Consider the following 17,462-nt stretch of genomic DNA (forward strand, 5'->3'; position numbering starts at 1 on the left):
TTTTGCGTAGTTGCACTATCGATAAGAGGGTGTGAAATTTATCTGCTATTGCGTTAATAGATGCGGCTGCAGAAACTGGGCATTCGCGATTTATCAAATCCTAATAAATTTGGTCTTAATCAGAGCGGCGCAATGGAGTAAATTTTAAAGATAAGCATGATAATAAGGCTATTTTATCGCAACAAATCTTACCAAATTACATTATTGATTAAATTTTAACGCGCGTAGGCTGATTTTATGCGAATTAGCCTATATTGCCAAGTAGCGCTGCAATTTTAATAACGCAAATGCAATTTTTGTGATTTTAATAGATGAATGCAAAAGACCCATAGGCTTTTTAAAGCGCTAGACACGGCTTTTAATCTTAATGGTCGCAAATGTCGGTTTATAGCATAACCGGAGTAGTTTCGCGCTCCGTCCGAAATCCATAAATTTTGATTTTAAAATTTTAGATTTAAAATTCCGAATTCCGTCGTGCTTGGAATTTAGAATTTTTAGAATTTTATTTTATCGCGTGTTTTTGGCGTTCTATTTTCACGCGGGAGCCCTTTGCTGTGCCAGATCGCGCCGCTTGCGATGTTAAAGTTATTGCGCCAAAGCTTCTGCCTGCTTGCGGACGAGATTTATGAAACTAGGCTCTGATATTGAAGCTATTGCGCCAAAGCTGCTGCGGCAGAATTCCATTTACTTCGTGCAAAAGTAGTTAGAATTCCTGCCGCTTGTCGCGCCTGAACTACTTATTTTGCTGGTCTATTCGTCGCGCCTTAATTTTTATCGCTCGCAGCACCCGCTTTACTTTGTCGCTCCTAAATTTTTGCCGTCCGTCGCATTAGAATCGCTCGCAGCGCCGTGATTTTCGCTGCTTGCAGAATCTGAGCTTGTCGTACCGCTAGGGCTTGCGGAGATTGGATTTGCTATGCTTTCGCCCGCGATGCCACTTACGTTATTTATGTAGGCTACGGTGCTTATTTTGTTCCATTCTCTACCGATTTTCAAAAATGCGCGCTGGCTGTCTAGGATCTCTTTAAACATCGGATCTTTTGCCGCTTCCTCGTCTAAGATTTCATTCGTTGCTTTTTTAAGCGCGGCTATCACGTCCGCAGGAAAGTCGCGCACCTGCACATCCGGAAACTGCGCTTTTAGCTCCGCCCAAATGCGAGCATTTTCGTAAAAGCCCTTATTTTGGAAGTTTTCGCCAGCAAGTCTTGCTGCAGCCTCTAAGATCGCTTGAAGATCCGCAGGCAGCTTCTCTAGCGCTTTTTGATTTACCAGCAGCTGGCAGTCTCCCATAGGTTCTTGCCAGCCTGTGTAGTAGTATTTAGCCACTTTATGAAATCCAAGTGGCATATCATAGACAGGGCTTACCCACTCGACCGCATCGATCGTACCCATTTCTAACGCCATAAATAGCTCACCCGTAGGCACCGTGTTTATAGTAGCGCCCAGCTTGCTCATCACCTCTCCGCCTAGCCCCGGTATGCGGAATTTAAGCCCTTGCAAATCTGCGACTGAGTTGATCTCTTTTTTAAACCAGCCGCCCATTTGCATGCCGGTAGATCCCATCAAAAAGGTCTTCATGCCGTATTGTGCGAACATCTTATCGTTAAGCTCTCGTCCACCACCATAGTAATACCACGCGTGCTGCTCATCAGTAGTCATACCGAAAGGCACCGCCGTCCAGAGCATAGTTTTGGCGTCTTTGCCTTTATAATAATAAAGCGAAGTATATCCTAGATCGTATTGACCGCTTTTGACGAAGTCGAATACGCCAAAGCTTGCCTTGTGCTTGCTCGGCGTATCGATGCGGATCTGAAGCCTACCGCCACTAAGGCTTTCGGCATAGTTTTTAAAATCCTCAGCAGCAGCGCCCAAAACGGGCGTAGTCGCCTCCCACGTACTAGCAAGTCTTAGGCGATAAACCTTATCGTCGCCGAAAAGCTGCGAGCCCAAAAGCATGAGACATGCAAACAAAAAAATCTTTTTCATTTATATCCTTTCATAAAGTTTTAAATTCATAAAATTTCAAAATTTAGCGCGCCGCCGGCTTAAAATTTAATCGCGTCCTGCGTCACTGCTATGAAATTCTGATTCACGGTACTTATTTTATCCACGTGTTGCTTTCTATTCTATTTTACGACGCTTCATCCTATCGGCGCCTTGCTCTGCAAATATCTTATTTCGCGACATTTTACTTCTTAGCGCCCTGCCCAAGTTTTTTATTTTCGATGCCTGGCTTTGCGACTATAGAGCGCCGTGTTAGTTTTATTTCGCCGCATTCGGGCGTACTTACTTACACCTGCATCATATCTAGCGATAATATTTTATCAAGCGCGCTTATTTAAAAACCTCTGGCAGCAGACCTATTTTGCTTAGAAACAACAAAAGTATCTTAAAATGCTATCTTTGCGCTTTTGCAGATAAAATTCTCTTTTTCTTTCAAAGCGAGCTTTGTCATTATCGGTAAGCTTAGACGCTACGCCATTTTTTGATCTTAGACGGCAGAATCGTGCTTTTAAATTTAAAATTCCGCAATCTGCACAATCTTCGCGCCACACTGGCAAGCGGAGAGTGCGCCTTTATATTTAAATTTTGCGCCTTAGTTGAGCGCAAAATTCCGCGCGGAGTTTTGATGCAAATTCCGCGCGAAGCCTAGATTAGAATTTTACGCAGAGCCACCCCGCGTTGTCTAAAATTTTTTGCAAAATTCCGTGCCGCAAAATGCACTTAAAATTTTAAATTTGCTATTGCGCGGAATTTCTTAGCGTAAATTCCAGACCTTGAAATTTTGCTCTTGTTTGACAGCATAAAATTTTAAAACAAAATTCTGCAGCCCCATGCCTTAAAATTTTATTCGCAAAGCCTACTTGCTAAATTTTAAAATTTTAAGCCTAAGTCCGCAAAATTCCGTATTTCGCATTCCGTATTTTAGAAATTCTATTTCGCAAAATTTTATCTCGCAGATTTCGCTCCATAAATTTCTGCGCTAAATGAAATTCTACTTCGCATAGTTTGCGCTTCGTAAAATTCTAGCTCGCAAAATTTCGCTTAAAATTTCGCGCTTAGCCCTTATTTTCGAATAGCTCCGCGTGTTTACCGCGCAAAAACTCGACCACGGCGATTACCTCATCCGCGCCGCTAGCGTCAGAGTTCGCAAGCACCGTATCGATGTTTTCGATATACAGCTGCGCCGCGTCGGCGAGCCGATCGCGTTTCACGCCCGCATAAAGCAGCATCGCGTCAAGCAGGATATTAATCTCGTAGATGAGGTCCTGCTCGGCGATTTTTTCGTCATTATTTTTCATCTTCTTCCTTTGAAATTTGAGTTTTTTTCTCGATTAGATCCACGATTTGCGCCTTTACGGCTTCGTATGAGCTCGCGTCCTTAAAGCCCGCAAACATACCGCCGCTCGCGTTTACGTGCCCGCCGCCGCCAAGGAGCAGCTTTGCCATTTCGCTAACGTCGGTTTTGCCGTCTGCGCGGAAGCTAAGCGTTTTTTTGCTTGTTACGTCGATGAAAAAATCGACATCGGGGTTTTGCGTCAAAAAGTCGTTGCCGATGACGCTTACGTTGCCGATATTGTAGGTCAAAATGCCCTTTTTATCGAGATATCTGATCTCAAAGCGCTGCTTTTGCGCGCTTAGACGGGCGACTACGAAATGCGAGACGAGATTGCTTAGCGTATCGTCGCGCTCGCTTTTAAAAAATTCCTTTTTTATGCCGTGCAGCGCGCTATCTAGCGCGATGTGTGCATTCGGCTCGTCTTGAAATTTAAAAATTTTTTCTAACAGGAAGAAGGTATAATCCCTGCTCTCCCGCTCAAACATGATCTTATTGATCTCTTTCGCGCCCGAGACCATGCCGAGGCAGACTTTGCCGAGCTCAAACTCGCTCTCGTCTTTTAGCCAGATATCCACGGCGTTTACGACGCGCACGAGCTTATCCAGCCGCGCCGCGCCGCCGAACATCGCACTGAAAAAATCATAGGTGATCTTCGTAGCGCAGCGCGAAGAGTCTAGGAAATACCACGGGAATTTTTTCGCGCACTCAAGTCCGCTTTGATGATGATCCAGAAGGATCACGCGAGCGTTGCGACGTGCCAGCTCGCTGCTAAATTTCTCGCACTGCGCGGGCAGTAAATTTAGATCGGTGATTAAAACTAGGCTTTTTTCGTCTACGTCTGCGGCAAGCCGCTCATCAATGCGCTCGAGGATGAGCTCAAATTTTTCGTTTATCTCCTTGCCGTAGTTGGCGTTGAAAAATTCCACGTCCGTCAAATAGTGCGCCGCGACGAACTGCGCACCGTAGCCATCCAGATCGGTGTGGCTGAGGTGATATATTTTCATTTGCGCTCTTTGCCGATGATGTTTGCTAGCGTGATCGTATCCATATACTCATCGACCTTCTCCTGAAGCTCGCCGAACATTAGATTGACGCGGCACAGCGTGCGACCGTTCGGGCAAACGTCGATCCCCTCGGCGGTGCAGTCAAACACCGTCGCCTTGCGTCTTTCGGCGCTTTTGATGATCTCGCTTAGCGTGATCTCATCCGCATTGCGCGCGAGCACAAAGCCGCCCTTGGCGCCTTTGAAGGAATTTAAAAGTCCCGCGCGAGCTAAATTTTGTAAAATTTTAGCCAAAAAGCTGCGTGAAATTTCAAGCTCGCTAGAGATCGAATCGACATCCATCGATTCCTCCTTACCCGCGATGCAGATCATTGAAAGCAGGGCGTATTCGCTTGCTTTTGTAAAAAGCATTTATTCTCTCCTTTGGTGTCAAAGCGTGCATTTTACACAAAGAAAGCAAAAATTTAGGTTAATTAAGTATAATCGCTTCCTATTTTACCGATCAGGAGGTCATCATGGCTTTAGACACGGCTCAAAAAGCACAGATAGTTGCGAAATTCGCTAGAAGAGAGAAAGATACGGGCTCTGCAGAGGTGCAAATCGCGCTTCTTACCGAGAGGATCACGCTTCTTACCACTCATTTGCAAGCAAATCCGAAAGATTTTTCATCTCGCTTAGGACTACTAAAGCTAGTAGGTCAGCGCAAAAGAATGATGAAATATCTTAAAAACAAAGACTACGCAGTTTACTCCAAGCTCGTTAGCGAGTTAAATTTAAGAGATAAATAAGCTCCTTTGTTCGCGGCGGCGTTTATTTTCGTCGCCGTGACTTATACGCGGCGTCCGTCAAACGGCGGGCGCTTTTTTTATACCCTAAATTTAGACAGCCACACTTTTTCAGTTTTTGAATTTTTTGAGAATTTTGTAAAATTTATGAATTCTGCTTGGGCTATGAAATTCCAAAAATTCATAGAATTTTTGGAATTTTGCCGAATTCTAATAATTTGCGTAGTTCACATCCGCGACGGAATTTTGAAATTACAAGCGGCGATAAAATTTTATCTGCGCTGTCTTGCATGCAGCCAGATTATACATTCGCGCTGTTTGGATCATTTAATCTGCATCAAAATTTAATTGTCAAATTCCAAAGAATTTAGATAAAAATCCTTGCCGTAACGCCTGAAAAATACGGCGAGTATAAAATTTCAGCAAATTTTAATGGGGGGGGCGTATTATTCACAAATTTTATTTTTAATTAAAGGATTATTAATGGATTATTTTCACGGCATCGCAATCAATGCTAAAAAAGAAGTTCTAACAGACATGAGTAGTGTAACTAATACTACTGTAAATACTGTAAATAGTGGCGATGTAAGTAGCGGAGGCTTGGGTTATCCCTTTTTGCCTATCAATCCGTTCGCCGTTCGCGGCAGTTTTAGCAGCAATACGACGACAAATACGACCACTAAAACAAGCACTACGCATACTCATATATGGACATTTCAGCTTAAGGGACAAGGTAAAGATTTGTTTAGAGCGGTTTTAGATAAAAATTTTTTGATTTTGGATGGCGATGAGATGGCTGGTTATGCCGAAAAAAATGGCGGTTATATCGATTGCGGTCTAACTAAAAACATAACTAGAAAAGTAAGCAATGAGGATCAATTCTGGGCTAATGCAGAAAGTTATAAACCCAGATTTGATTATTATGTCGTCGGCTGCGGTACATTTATAGGTGGAATACTGCTATTTATATGTATATGTTATTTTCAAATACTTTATTTCGAGCTTTTGCCGTTTTTGGCATGTATTGGAAGTAGTTTTATTTTAACGTTCATGGTTTGCCGATCGATTTATAAAAATAAACGGCGTAAATATAAAAATATCCTAGCCGATACGAAACGTTTTTTAGACGATTTTGAAAATCGTATCGCTAGCGAAAAAATAGATGAAGAAACGGGGTTAATCACAAAAGTAAGCCCGCAAGTCCAAATCGCCGAAACAACCCAAAAAGCGCAGTAAATAGAAATGAAGTAAAATTTAGTTTAATTGGAATTTGTATCAATTATTTCTAGACTGTTAAAATTTTACGTAAAATAAAAGGCTTTTGGGCGCTCACATTCCAAAAGTTGCGTGTACGAGAAGATATTTTAGGTTTTATGCCTTTGAAATACGGGAGCGCTTTTGCGTACAGAATAAAATTTAAAATTTGCACTCTGCATTTTGCTTCAAATTTTATAATGCAAGAGTTTTGGAAAGTAAAAAACTTCGGAAATCAGTGAAATTTTTAAATTCATAGAATTCTAAAATTTATACTTCTTGTAAATTTAAATTATCGCTATTTAAACGCCGCGAAGCTCATAAAATTCGCCCATTTAAAAATACTCTCGACGCGCTTAAAGCCCGCGCTTAGCGCCAAGGCGCGGTTTTCTGCCTCGGTGTATGGCACGAGCACGTTTTCAAGCGCCTCGCGTTTTTGCGCGATTTCGTAGCGCGAGTAGCCCTGCGCGCGCTTGTAATCCTCGTAAATTTCGATCATCTGACGCGCGAGCGCAGGCTCTTCGTAGACGATCTTTTCGCTAAAGATCAAAACCCCGCCCTCGCGCAATCCGTCGTAAATTCTACTCACTAGTGCGGCGCGGCGCGGCGGTCTGATGAACTGCAGGGTGTAGTTTAAAATCATGGCGTCGCAGTCCGCGAGGCTCGCATCCAGCACGTCCGATACGCTAAGATCGAGCTTCGCGCCGAACGCCGCCGCCTTGGCGCGGGCGTTTTGTATCATCGCCTCCGAGCTGTCGATGCCGCACAGCCGCAGATCGGGGCGCAGCGCAAACAGCGCCAGCAGCGCGGTCGCAGTCGAGCAGCCAAGATCGATCACGCGCGCCTTTTGCGGCAGCATCCGCGCCAAAAGCTCGCTGCTAAGCCGCGTGCTGGCCTCATAAAACGGCACGCTGCGCCCGATCATATCATCAAAAACCGACGCGACGCTGGCGTCAAACTCAAACTGTTTTTTGATAGGCTCTTTAAAAATTTCGTCTTTCATCCATTTCCTTTTAGTTTTGCTATTTACGCAGCACTCGATTTATACTTCCTACGCATGCTAAACGCAGAATTCTCACGCCGTGCTTTCTGTACTTACGCGACACTCTATTTGCGACCGTTACGCATGGAATTTTTGCACTTAGTTTGCCCCGCGCGAAGCATGCCTAAATTTTAAACGTAGCATGAGCACTTTTGATGCAAGCGAGCTGTATCCCAGTTTGCGCCCAACTTCTAGCCCGGACACGCTCGATGCATGATTAAATTTCACGTCTTGCTTGACAGACCCTAAAATTCCGCGCCGCGCAAATACATCCTTAAAATTTTGCGCCGTATTTAGCGGGCTTGGAATTTCTCAGAATTAAATTTTACGCCGCCAAATCTCGCACTGCCAAAACAGCTCCTTTAAATTCTTTAATTACGAACTTAAACTAAAAGCATAGCCAAAGCTATATTGGTAGAATTTCGCGCCCATTTTGCGATTTTACGCGCCGTAAAATGGAACCCGCTTAACAAAATCCAGCGTTTAGTTAGGCGCATAATTTAGCTGCTTGACTCTTGCTCGGCAGCTTAGCCCTGCTAAATTTTAAAGCTTTGCAGCGCAACTAAGATTTTTTATCACCCTCGATTCTCGGCGCAGCTTGCACTTGCCTCACCTTGCATGAGCCTAGGCCCAAGGTGCGTTAAAGCCATGTAGGCGGTACGTCGTTAAAATTTAACGACTTTTTATCGGCTTGCGCGCCGCTTTTGTGTACACTTCCCATATGGCATCGCAGACGCAGGCGGTGCACCAAGTATTCTCAGTGACAACGGGCGCACGACTTTTATACGGGACGACGCAGACGGCTCATTTAATGCGCCTAGATGCAAAACGCGGGCAGACACATCAAATTTCAAGCACACAGCTCACAAATTTCATCTTTAAGCTTACAAGCCGTAGATTAAAATTTGCGGCTTCGTAGTACCGCCTCCGCCTCTGAAACGTCTTTTAAAATCTGCTCTTTAAGCTGCGCTAGATCGCTAAATTTGCGATTTTCACGTAGGAACTTTATAAATTTCACGCAAGTAAATTTCGCGCCGCTGTTTTTGTCCGCAGCCTCTAAATTTTTATTTTCGGCGTCCAAGCTCTCGCTCGACGCAAAATTTTGTGTAGAAATTTCTACTGAATTACACGCCGAAATTTCATCTAAATTTTGCGCAAAATGTGCGGCTTGCCCCCCGCAGCACGGCGCGTAATCTTGCGCGGAATTTAAACCAGCCTCAAAGCCTTCAAAGTCCCCTAAAATGTGCGTTTCAATCGCAAAAGCTCCGTCGGTGCTGAGCCTGTGCCCCAAGAAGCTCACGCTTGCAAATTCCTTGCTTCCGGCGCGTGCTAGGCTCGCATACACGCCGCTTTTTGGTATAAAATAGCCGCTCGCATCAAGATTTAGCGTCGCTACGAACTCTCGCACCCCGCGCCCCTGACCGCGCACTACGCGTCCGCAGATCTCGTAATTTCGCCCCAAAAGCTCCGCCGCCTCTTCGCACCGGCCGCGCGATAAAAGCTCTTTGATCCTGCTTGAATGTACGCCGCCGCCGCTTAAGCAAAACTCCCCTACGACGCAGGTTTGTCTGCGAAATTCGCGCCTTAAAAACTCCACGCCCCACGCCCGATCACGCCCAAATCTAAAGTCCTCGCCGACGACAATTTTTTGTAAATTTATGAAATTCTGCCTTAAAAGTGCGATAAATTCGCCTCCGCTAAGGCTTTTGATAGCGCGTAGATCGCAATAAAAAATCTTTTTGTTCGTAAATGCCTGCCGCGACGCAAAAGGGGTGAGCTTCGTGCCACCACCTGCTAGGATTACGATTATTGCGCCTTGCTCGCCTAGGCGCTCAAATAATTTTTGATGTCCAAGGTGCATGCCGTCGAAGTTACCGATCGCTACGGCGTGCACATTATCGCGGTTTGCGCCTTGCAGCGTTGCGAAAATCTCGCCTCGTGCGAACTGCTCGCTTAGGCGCGCACGCAGCACTTCCGCACAAGCAGGAAGCGCGCTTTGAGCCTGCACGTCTACGTCATTGCTGCAAGCGTCGTTATAAGCCGTTTTACTGCCAAAAGTCGTTTCATTTCTGCAAGAGGTGTCGGTGTCTGCTTCATCTGCGCGGTGCGCATTGCTGGTTTTATTTTCACTGAACTCTTGCTTTGTACGTTTGATATTTTGAGATGAATTTTCTCCATTGCTTGTGGAATTCTGTTCCGTAAAATTTTTCAAGTTGGAATTCTGCGATACGAAATTTTGCTCTTTAAAATTCCGTAGCGAAGCCTCTGTATGGTCTTTACATGATTTTTGATTAGCCATTACTTTTGCTTCGTCCAGATAATTTTTTTGGTGTCGTAACCGCTATGCTTCGCCTTTTTGAGATATAGGATGCGGATCGGCTCGGGCAGGGTTTTGGTGCGCGAGAGGATGTAAAGCTCGCTCGTATCGGCGCCGAAGATCAGGGCGTAACGATAGTCGCCGTCCACCTGCGCCACGCGGTAGAGGGAGTCGGAAATCAGACCTTTTTGATAGAGCAGACCTACGTTTTTATCGCCCGCGAACTCCAACACGTGCTGCTCGTTTTCGATTTTACCTGAGCTTGTTTTGGCGGTTTTTAAAAGATTGATCGTGGAGTTTTTATCGATAAAGCACTCGTATGCGGTGTTTTGCAGATCGTCGTCGCTGCCCTTCATACGGGCGATCTCATACCAGCCGCCGCTAAATTTAGCTATGTCGAAGTTTTTTACCAGCGGCGCTTTGGGGTTTAAGCTTTTAACGCATGAGCCCAAAAATAGCGCGCAAAACGCCAATATAATTAAGTTTTTAAATTTCATCGTTCATCCTTTTTAGAAGATAGAAAAATTCCCTATTTCCCTCTTTACCCGTGATTTTGCAGGCGCTAGCGTACAGTACAGTAAGCCCCAGCTCGGCGCATAGTCGCTCAAATTTCGCCCGTGCGGCGCGCACTGCTTTTTCGTCCCTGAGCACGCCTTTTTTATTTCGCTTGATCTCCGTGCCGACTTCAAATTGCGGCTTAAATAGCACGATGAGAGCGCTTTTTGCGAGGCTCGCGAGACTTTTTAGGATCAAATTTAGCGAGATGAAGCTCACGTCGCAGGTGATGAGATCAAATTTTTTCTCGCTTTCAAACTCCCTGATGTCGGTGTTTTCGCGCACAATCACGCGAGGATCGCGCCGCAAAATTTCGCTTAGCTGCGAGCTGCCGACGTCAAGCGCGGTCACGCTCTTTGCACCGCGCTGCAGTAAAATCTGCACGAACCCGCCAGTGCTGCTGCCCACGTCCAAAACATCGACTTCCGCTAAATTTAAAATATCTTTTTGCGAGGGTTCTGCTTGCATAGGCTCCGCGCCGCTTTCGTTGCGGCATGCGCCCGCCTTGCCGCCCGATTTGGAGGCTTCTGCCGCATTTGAAATCTCTGCCGTCTCGGCGCCTGCGTTCGTTTGCAAAAGTCCTGCCGTTTCGGCTCCTGTGCTCGTCTGTAAAAATTCCACCGTTTGCTTGCCTGCACCGGTTTGCAAAAGCTCAGCAGTCTCGGCGCTAGTTTTTGCGGTACGGATTGCTGCGACATCTACTTTTGCGATCTTTGTCGTCGCGGCAGCCGCGCTTGGAATTTTAGTCGCTTCGTCCGCGCCTAAAATTTTATCCGTAGCCGCAAAATCTGCACTTGAAATTTGCGTCGTTACTGCGCCCGCTCTTTGCGTTGCTACCGATTTGCTATCTGCGCTCTTCGCGCCGCTGCACGGCTTTGAAATTTCTGCCGCCGAGTTAGGCAAATTTGCGTCGCAGTTTGCCAAAAGCCCATTTTCGGCGAGTTCGTCCAAAAAGCCTGCAAGCTTGAGCGCGCCCCTGCTTACGTAAATTTGCTCGGCAGTACTGATTTCGCCGCTCTGCTCGGGCGCTATCTGCGCGGAGGGTCTGTTTTGCACGGCGCCTCGCAGCAAAATTTTATCCTGCTTTATCAGCGCGGCAGCCTGATTTCTGCTGATTTTAAGCGTGTTTGCGACGAGCAGATCAAATCTCATTTTGTCTTTTCTCCGCACCGCGATGAAATTTTAAAGCTCATGCAATTTTTGCGCGAGCTTGAGTTTAAAATTTTATCGCGCATAGCAAAGTCGCGTGCAGCAGTGCCGCAAGGCTCAAATTTTAGCCCGCACTGCGCCGCAAATTTAGCCATACTGCGCGTTGCAAATTTCGGCTCGCCGTGCGTTGCAAATTTTATCTTGCCGCTAGCGAAAATTTTAAAATTTTTCCTATCGGCACAGTGTTTTAGCGCCGCAAAATTTGAGATATTCTTGCTTGCGGCCGCACCTATCGACATCGCGCTCGCCGTTTTAGCGCCGCGGCAAGCGGAGCTCGCACGCTTAGCAGAAACCGCCTCCCTGTCTGCCGCTTTTGCGCAGACCTCAAAGCCTGACGATACCGCGCCGACCGCTTGATTTGATATCCTCGCTTCTAGCGGCAAATTTACCGCTTCCTCACACTCTTTAAAATTTTTAAAATTCTCGCGCCTTGTAAAAGATATAAGCGCCGCAGGACGGAGGTTGCTTTTAAAATTTAACCTCGCGCCGTTTGAGTACGGGTTTAGCGCCAAGCAAAAAACCTTCACTCGCCGCTCTCCGCGAGCGTTTGGGGCTCGCTCTTGCCGGGTGAATTCGTGTCGGTCGTCGCCAGGCTCGCGAGCGCTTCAAACTCGCTCTCGTCGATCACCCGCACGCCAAGCGAGCGAGCTTTTTGTAGCTTGGAGCCCGCTTCTGCGCCTGCAAGCACGAAGTCGGTCTTGGCAGATACCGAGCCCTGCACCTTCGCGCCCATAGCCAAAAGCCTGGCCTTAAACTCGTCGCGCGGACGGCTGAGCGTGCCGGTGATGACGACGCTGCGGTCCGTGAAAGCGCTTTTAGTGGTCTGCATCTCGGGCGCGCGCGGCGTGATGATTTCGCTTAGATTTAGAATTTTTTCGCGATTTATCTTGCAAAACTCCGCTAGGCTCCTTGCCATCGCCTCTCCAAAGCCCTCCAGCCGCAGAATTTCATCCTCGCTCGCATCCAGCCAATCCTGCCCGAATGCCGCGGCGATCTTGCGCGCGGCCACCTCGCCGATGTGCTCGATCCCCAAAGAAGCGATGAAGCGCTCAAGCGGCGCGTTTTTGCTCGCATTTATCGCGCTCAAAAGATTTGAAATTTTTTTATCCGCAAAGCCCTCAAGATCCGCCAAATCCTGCGCGCCGAGGGCGTAAATGTCGCCGATCTTTGAAATTTTACCGCTTTCAAAAAGTTGCGTGATCGTTGCATCGCTTAGCCCTTCGATATTCATGCATTTTTTGGAGCAGAAATAGATCAGCGAGCCTATCACGCGCGCCTTGCAATCGAGGTTTTGACACTTTATGAGCGCGCCTTCGTCAAGCAGCCTTTCGCCGCAAACCGGGCAGCGATCCGGGCGCGAAATTTCGCTCTGTGTGCCGTCTCTGCGCTGTTTATAAACGCTCGTGATCTTCGGGATCACGTCGCCGCTGCGAATGATGCCTACGAAATCGTTTTTCATCAGCCCTAGCCGCGCGATCTCGTCGAAATTATGAAGCGTCGCGTTTGAAACGTTCGCGCCGTCGATATTTACGCTATCTACGACGGCTACGGGGGTGACTGCGCCGGTGCGGCCGACCTGCAGATTGATCTCGCGCAGCCGCGTTACCTTTTCGACCGCGGGGAATTTGTACGCGACCATAAAGCGCGGAAATTTCACCGTATAGCCCATCTGTGCGCACTTTGAAAGTTCATTTACGCGGATTACCATGCCGTCTAGCATAAGATCTTTGCTCGCGCGCATGTTATGCAGCGCCTCGTATGCGCTCCTGATCTCGCTTACGCCCGTGCAGATACGGCAAAACTCGTCGCGCAAAAAGCCGAGACTGCGCACGAACTCCATTATCTGCGAGTGCAGCGCAAAGCTTAACGAATGCTCGCCGACCCCCCACGGGATAAATTTTAACTTCCGCTTCGCTACGATCGCGCTATCCAGCTGCCTCAGGCTGCCTGCGGCGGCGTTGCGCGGGTTTGAAAACAAGCTCTCGCCGTTTGCGGCGCGCTCGTCGTTTAGCGCGTCAAAATCGCTCTTTGCGATCAGCGTCTCGCCGCGGATCTCGATCCTTCCCTCGTATGGGATCTGAAGCGGCACCGATTTGATCGCTCTTGCGTTTTGCGTTACGTCCTCGCCTATAAGCCCGTCGCCGCGCGTCGCCGCGCTTATCAGCACGCCGCCTTCGTAGGTCAAATTTAAGCTCGCGCCGTCAAATTTCGGCTCGACGTAAAACTGCGCGCCGCCCTTCTCGCCGCGAGCTAGCCACGCCAAAAGGTCCGCGTCGTCGAAAATATCCTCCATCGACCACATCTGCGCGCCGTGAGCGAGTTTGGAAAAGCCCTCGCTGATCGCGCCTCCGATGCGCCTTGTGGGCGAGTACGGCAGCGCGAGCTCGGGGTTTTGCTCCTCGAATTTCTCCGCTTGCGAATAAAGCTCGTCGTACTCCTCGTCGCTTGCGATCGGCTTATCGTCGGTGTAATATGCCCGCGCCCACGCATTTAGCGTATCTACGGCGGATCTGTATTCATCGTAATTCATCTTGCGCTCGCATCTTTAAATTTTAAAATTCCGCGCGCCGTTAAAATTCCGCATTCCGCTAAAATTTTACGTTGCGCTAGAATTTTACGCTCCGCGGCGGCCCCCCACGCCCCAAACGCTGCGGTGCATAACGAGTAAATTTTAAATTCCATTGCCGAACTCCTTTAGCGCGCGCTCGTAATCAGCCGGCGTGTCGATGCCGATGCTCGCAGTTTCGATACCTAGCATCGCGATCTTCTCGCCCGCGCTTATGGCGCGAAGCTGCTCGAGTTTTTCGGTATCTTCCAGCGCTGAGGCGGGCAGGGCGCAAAACCGCTTTAAATTTCGCACGCTGTATGCGTAGATGCCGATGTGTCCGAGGTAGCACTCGCATGCCGCGCGCGGGTAGGGGATGAGCGAGCGCGAAAAATAGATCGCAAAGCCTGCGTTATCGAGCACCAGCTTGACTAAATTCGGATCCTCTGCCGCCTGCTGGCTTATGTATTTGTAGCAGCTTGCCATAAATGCGCCATTTTGCGCGATCATGGCGTTGGCGAAATCTTTAAATTTAATTAAATTTTCGCTCTCGAAAAAGGGCTCGTCGGCTTGGATATTGATGATGATCTCGTTCTCCGCAAGCGCTGCGTTTGCGACCGCTTCAGCGATGCGATCGGTGCCGCTTTGATGCTCGCGCGCGGTAAGAACGGCGTCAAAGCCGTAATCTTGCGCGATCTTTAAAATTTGCGGCTCATCCACGGCTATTAGCACGCGATCCGCTTTGGCGGCATTTTGAGCCGTTTTGATAAACATCGGCACGCCGTCAAACTCACATAAAATTTTATTTTTAAAGCGCGTCGAAGCAAGGCGCGCGGGGATTACTATCATTTTTTGATCCACTCCATTATGGCATTTTTGATCTCGCTTTGCTCCACGACGCTTGAGTGTACCTGTGGCGCGCTAAAAAGGCGCGAGATCTGCGGCGGAATGTCGCTGCGAAATTCCTTCGAAAGCGCGATCATATCGGCTCGCTCGTCCTCACAAGCCCTGCCTTTGATCGCGCCGATCATCGACGGCGTAAATTTGATCCATTTTGCGGTCGAGATAACGAGATTTAGGCGGCTTTCGTCAAGCAGCTTGAAGCAGGTCGCCGTGTGCGGGTCGATCAGCACGCCGCGGCTGCTTTCTTGCTTGATAAATTTAGCGCACTGCGCATCGTCGCAAAAATCCGCCTCGAAGACCTCGCGCAGCTTCGCAAGCTCGCTCGCGCTAAGCTGATAAAATTTATCTCGCGCCAGGCTTTGCATCAGCTCGCTCGTGCGCGCATCGCCGAACATATCGCTAAGCAGCCGCTCGACATTGGAGCTAACTAAAATATCCATTGCAGGGCTGATCGTGCGGATGAGCTCACGATTTCGTAGATCATAGATCCCGCTCGTAAAAAGCTCGGTCAGGATATTGTTCGCGTTTGAAGCGATCTTGATTTTGCCGATCTTTGCGCCCATCTTTTTGGCGAAATACGCTCCCAGCGCGTTGCCGAAATTTCCGCTAGGCACTATGACGTCGAAAGTATTAAATTTAGAGCCCTGTTTTACGCTCTGCGCGCTGTTTGCATCCGCTGCGGCGCCAAAATTTTTACTGCCCGAAGCGTTTAAATTTTTGCCGCACGCCTGGCACTGATCGCTTTGCTTTAAATTTTGCTCGGGGCTCAATACGCCGTGCTTTGAGAAATAGATACTAGCGTAGAGGTAGTAGATGATTTGAAATAAAATCCTGCCGAAATTTACCGAGTTTGCGGCGCTTAAATTTAAATTCGCCCGCGCGAGTTCGTTTTTGAAATCATCATCAGCTAGCAGCGATTTTAGCGCGCGTTGCGTATCGTCGAAGTTGCCGCGCACGCCTAAAATTTTAAGATTTGCCGCGCTTTGTTTGACCATTTGCTGGCGCTGTATCTCGCTCGTGCCTCCCTGCGGGTAGAGGCAGACCGCTTTGATATTTTCGTCGTCCGCAAAAGCCTCCAGCGTCGCAGGCCCCGTGTCGCCGCTCGTGGCGCACATTATTAAAAATTTTTCATTCCTGGATTTTGCGATGCTCTTTAAAAGCGCGCCGAAGGGCTGTAGCGCCATATCCTTAAACGCGAGCGTCGGGCCGTGGTAAAGCTCCAAAATATAGGCGTTTTCGCTTAGTTTTTTGATCTGGACGGGGCAGGCGGGGTTTTCAAATTTATCGTAGCGCTTTAGCGCGCTCTCAAAAATCTCGCTGCTTACGTCAAAATCGAAACTCTCGATGATTTTAAGCGCGATCTGTTTGTAGCTCAGCTCCTCGCACTGCTTAAAAAAATCCTCGCTCAAAAGCGGCAGCCGCTCGGGGCTGAAAAGCCCGCCGCCGCTCGCGCTCGGATTTAGCAGCGCGTAGCTAAGATCCGCTTTTTGCGAAAAATCTCTCGTACAAACCAGTTTCATCTTTTTCCTTTTTAAAATTTTAAAATTTACGCCCGCCTAGGCGCTTTAAATTTGATCGCTTAGACTGCTTGCGCAGACTCGCGACATCCCGCTTTAAGCCTACCGCCTCCGCGCTCGCGCCTAAATTTCTTCCTTTATCAAACTTCCTATGCCGCCGTCGGTAAAAAGCTCAAGCAGGATCGAGTGCGGAATTTTGCCGTTGATGATATGCGCGGCATTTGCGCCGTTTCGCACGCACTGCAAGCACGCATCGACCTTTGGGATCATGCCGCCTGCGATCGTACCGTCCTTTTTGAGTTTCGAAATGAGCGCGGCATCAAGCTTGCTGATTAAATTTCCATCTTTATCAAGCACGCCGTCAATGTCGCTTAAAAATATCGCCTTGCTCGCTTTTAGCGCGGCTGCAATCCTGCTGGCGCAGAGATCGGCGTTGATATTAAAGCTCACGTTTTCGTCCGTCTCGCCGCCCGCAAGCGGGGCGATCACCGGCAGATAGTCCTTTTGCAGCAGGTCGTTTATCAGCTTGGTGTTTACCTCGGTGATCTCGCCTACGAAGCCGTATTTTTTCTCATCGAGGAATTTCGCTTTCAAAAGCCCGCCGTCCTTGCCGCTGATGCCGATCGCGGGCGCGCCGTTTTGGTTCAAAAGCGCCGTGATCTCTTTATTTACCGCGCCGCTTAGCACCATCTCGGTAATTTCGATCGCGTCTTTATTTGTTATGCGAAGCCCGTCCTTAAACTCGCTGCGCACGCCGATCTTATCCAGGATCTGATTGATCTTTTTGCCGCCGCCGTGCACGACGATGATCTTGATACCCACCATATGCAAAAGCACGATATCGCGGGCAAAATCAAGCTTAAGCGTATCGTCGGTTTGCGCCGCGCCGCCGTATTTGACGACGAAAATTTTATCTCTAAATTTACGGATATAGGGCAGCGCGGAGATGATGACTTCGGCGGTTTTGCTCTTTTTTATCATAAAATTCCTTT

At 48.1% G+C, this 17,462-nt stretch carries 16 protein-coding genes; 2 read left to right on the forward strand and 14 right to left on the reverse strand.

Going from position 1 to position 17,462, the window contains the following annotated elements; all coding sequences use genetic code 11:
• Positions 1–792: 792 nt before the first annotated feature.
• The 4 genes from dctP to Q0224_RS00920 form a co-directional block, all read right to left on the reverse strand.
• Entirely contained in the window at positions 793–1,986 is a 1,194-nt protein-coding gene (gene dctP / locus Q0224_RS00905; protein WP_297948253.1) for a TRAP transporter substrate-binding protein, read from the reverse strand.
• 1,073 nt (positions 1,987–3,059) lie between these two features.
• A complete protein-coding gene (locus tag Q0224_RS00910) occupies positions 3,060–3,302 on the reverse strand; it encodes a hypothetical protein (RefSeq protein WP_297948256.1) in 243 nt (80 codons plus the stop codon).
• A complete protein-coding gene (locus Q0224_RS00915; protein ID WP_297948259.1) occupies positions 3,292–4,344 on the reverse strand; it encodes a DHH family phosphoesterase in 1,053 nt (350 codons plus the stop codon). Before Q0224_RS00915 ends, Q0224_RS00910 begins: the two co-directional genes overlap by 11 nt.
• Positions 4,341–4,754, reverse strand: a complete 414-nt coding sequence (locus Q0224_RS00920; protein WP_297948262.1) for an Rrf2 family transcriptional regulator — start codon at positions 4,752–4,754, stop codon at positions 4,341–4,343. The genes Q0224_RS00915 and Q0224_RS00920 overlap by 4 nt, the downstream gene beginning before the upstream one ends.
• Positions 4,755–4,858: 104 nt before the next feature.
• Here Q0224_RS00920 and rpsO point away from each other — a divergent pair, with 104 nt between their 5' ends.
• Together rpsO and Q0224_RS00930 are read left to right on the forward strand one after the other, a co-directional pair.
• Positions 4,859–5,131 carry a 30S ribosomal protein S15 gene (gene rpsO / locus Q0224_RS00925; protein ID WP_005871877.1) on the forward strand — a complete coding sequence of 91 codons (273 nt, stop codon included), beginning with the start codon at positions 4,859–4,861 and terminating at the stop codon, positions 5,129–5,131.
• 480 nt (positions 5,132–5,611) lie between these two features.
• On the forward strand, positions 5,612–6,364 hold the full coding sequence (locus Q0224_RS00930; protein WP_297948265.1) for a hypothetical protein: 753 nt from the start codon (positions 5,612–5,614) through the stop codon (positions 6,362–6,364).
• A 316-nt stretch (positions 6,365–6,680) separates the two neighbouring features.
• Here Q0224_RS00930 and cmoA read toward each other — a convergent pair whose 3' ends face one another.
• The 10 genes from cmoA to argB form a co-directional block, all read right to left on the reverse strand.
• Positions 6,681–7,385, reverse strand: a complete 705-nt coding sequence (gene cmoA, locus Q0224_RS00935) for a carboxy-S-adenosyl-L-methionine synthase CmoA (protein ID WP_297948268.1) — start codon at positions 7,383–7,385, stop codon at positions 6,681–6,683.
• Between the two features lie 937 nt (positions 7,386–8,322).
• The gene (locus Q0224_RS00940) at positions 8,323–9,723 is read right to left on the reverse strand and encodes a riboflavin kinase (protein ID WP_297948271.1); all 1,401 of its coding nucleotides are present in this window, start codon (positions 9,721–9,723) and stop codon (positions 8,323–8,325) included.
• Positions 9,723–10,238, reverse strand: a complete 516-nt coding sequence (locus tag Q0224_RS00945; protein ID WP_297948274.1) for a lipocalin family protein — start codon at positions 10,236–10,238, stop codon at positions 9,723–9,725. Before Q0224_RS00945 ends, Q0224_RS00940 begins: the two co-directional genes overlap by 1 nt.
• Positions 10,228–11,448: an SAM-dependent methyltransferase gene (locus Q0224_RS00950; protein ID WP_297948278.1), complete on the reverse strand. Its 1,221-nt coding sequence runs from the start codon at positions 11,446–11,448 to the stop codon at positions 10,228–10,230. Before Q0224_RS00950 ends, Q0224_RS00945 begins: the two co-directional genes overlap by 11 nt.
• Positions 11,445–12,032: a hypothetical protein gene (locus Q0224_RS00955; protein WP_297948281.1), complete on the reverse strand. Its 588-nt coding sequence runs from the start codon at positions 12,030–12,032 to the stop codon at positions 11,445–11,447. Before Q0224_RS00955 ends, Q0224_RS00950 begins: the two co-directional genes overlap by 4 nt.
• Complete coding sequence (ligA, locus tag Q0224_RS00960; RefSeq protein WP_297948284.1) at positions 12,029–14,035, reverse strand: NAD-dependent DNA ligase LigA; 2,007 nt, start codon at positions 14,033–14,035, stop codon at positions 12,029–12,031. The genes Q0224_RS00955 and ligA overlap by 4 nt, the downstream gene beginning before the upstream one ends.
• Positions 14,032–14,187, reverse strand: coding sequence for a hypothetical protein (locus Q0224_RS00965; protein WP_297948285.1), 156 nt, complete (start codon positions 14,185–14,187; stop codon positions 14,032–14,034). Before Q0224_RS00965 ends, ligA begins: the two co-directional genes overlap by 4 nt.
• Entirely contained in the window at positions 14,177–14,899 is a 723-nt protein-coding gene (gene kdsB, locus Q0224_RS00970) for a 3-deoxy-manno-octulosonate cytidylyltransferase (RefSeq protein ID WP_297948288.1), read from the reverse strand. The genes Q0224_RS00965 and kdsB overlap by 11 nt, the downstream gene beginning before the upstream one ends.
• The gene (thrC, locus tag Q0224_RS00975; RefSeq protein ID WP_297948291.1) at positions 14,896–16,473 is read right to left on the reverse strand and encodes a threonine synthase; all 1,578 of its coding nucleotides are present in this window, start codon (positions 16,471–16,473) and stop codon (positions 14,896–14,898) included. Before thrC ends, kdsB begins: the two co-directional genes overlap by 4 nt.
• Before the next feature lie 120 nt (positions 16,474–16,593).
• The gene (gene argB / locus Q0224_RS00980; RefSeq protein WP_297948293.1) at positions 16,594–17,451 is read right to left on the reverse strand and encodes an acetylglutamate kinase; all 858 of its coding nucleotides are present in this window, start codon (positions 17,449–17,451) and stop codon (positions 16,594–16,596) included.
• Between the last annotated feature and the right edge of the window lie 11 nt (positions 17,452–17,462).

The organism is uncultured Campylobacter sp., assembly GCF_938002845.1.
Taxonomy (GTDB): Bacteria; Campylobacterota; Campylobacteria; order Campylobacterales; family Campylobacteraceae; genus Campylobacter_B.

Coding starts and splice junctions, on each gene's coding strand:
- Q0224_RS00920 (WP_297948262.1), bottom strand. CDS start 4,754: ATGCTTTTTACAAAAGCAAGCGAATACGCCCTGCTTTCAATGATCTGC.
- rpsO (WP_005871877.1), top strand. CDS start 4,859: ATGGCTTTAGACACGGCTCAAAAAGCACAGATAGTTGCGAAATTCGCT.
- Q0224_RS00945 (WP_297948274.1), bottom strand. CDS start 10,238: ATGAAATTTAAAAACTTAATTATATTGGCGTTTTGCGCGCTATTTTTG.
- argB (WP_297948293.1), bottom strand. CDS start 17,451: ATGATAAAAAAGAGCAAAACCGCCGAAGTCATCATCTCCGCGCTGCCC.
- Q0224_RS00930 (WP_297948265.1), top strand. CDS start 5,612: ATGGATTATTTTCACGGCATCGCAATCAATGCTAAAAAAGAAGTTCTA.
- Q0224_RS00950 (WP_297948278.1), bottom strand. CDS start 11,448: ATGAGATTTGATCTGCTCGTCGCAAACACGCTTAAAATCAGCAGAAAT.
- Q0224_RS00915 (WP_297948259.1), bottom strand. CDS start 4,344: ATGAAAATATATCACCTCAGCCACACCGATCTGGATGGCTACGGTGCG.
- ligA (WP_297948284.1), bottom strand. CDS start 14,035: ATGAATTACGATGAATACAGATCCGCCGTAGATACGCTAAATGCGTGG.
- Q0224_RS00910 (WP_297948256.1), bottom strand. CDS start 3,302: ATGAAAAATAATGACGAAAAAATCGCCGAGCAGGACCTCATCTACGAG.
- kdsB (WP_297948288.1), bottom strand. CDS start 14,899: ATGATAGTAATCCCCGCGCGCCTTGCTTCGACGCGCTTTAAAAATAAA.
- cmoA (WP_297948268.1), bottom strand. CDS start 7,385: ATGAAAGACGAAATTTTTAAAGAGCCTATCAAAAAACAGTTTGAGTTT.
- thrC (WP_297948291.1), bottom strand. CDS start 16,473: ATGAAACTGGTTTGTACGAGAGATTTTTCGCAAAAAGCGGATCTTAGC.
- dctP (WP_297948253.1), bottom strand. CDS start 1,986: ATGAAAAAGATTTTTTTGTTTGCATGTCTCATGCTTTTGGGCTCGCAG.
- Q0224_RS00965 (WP_297948285.1), bottom strand. CDS start 14,187: ATGGAATTTAAAATTTACTCGTTATGCACCGCAGCGTTTGGGGCGTGG.
- Q0224_RS00940 (WP_297948271.1), bottom strand. CDS start 9,723: ATGGCTAATCAAAAATCATGTAAAGACCATACAGAGGCTTCGCTACGG.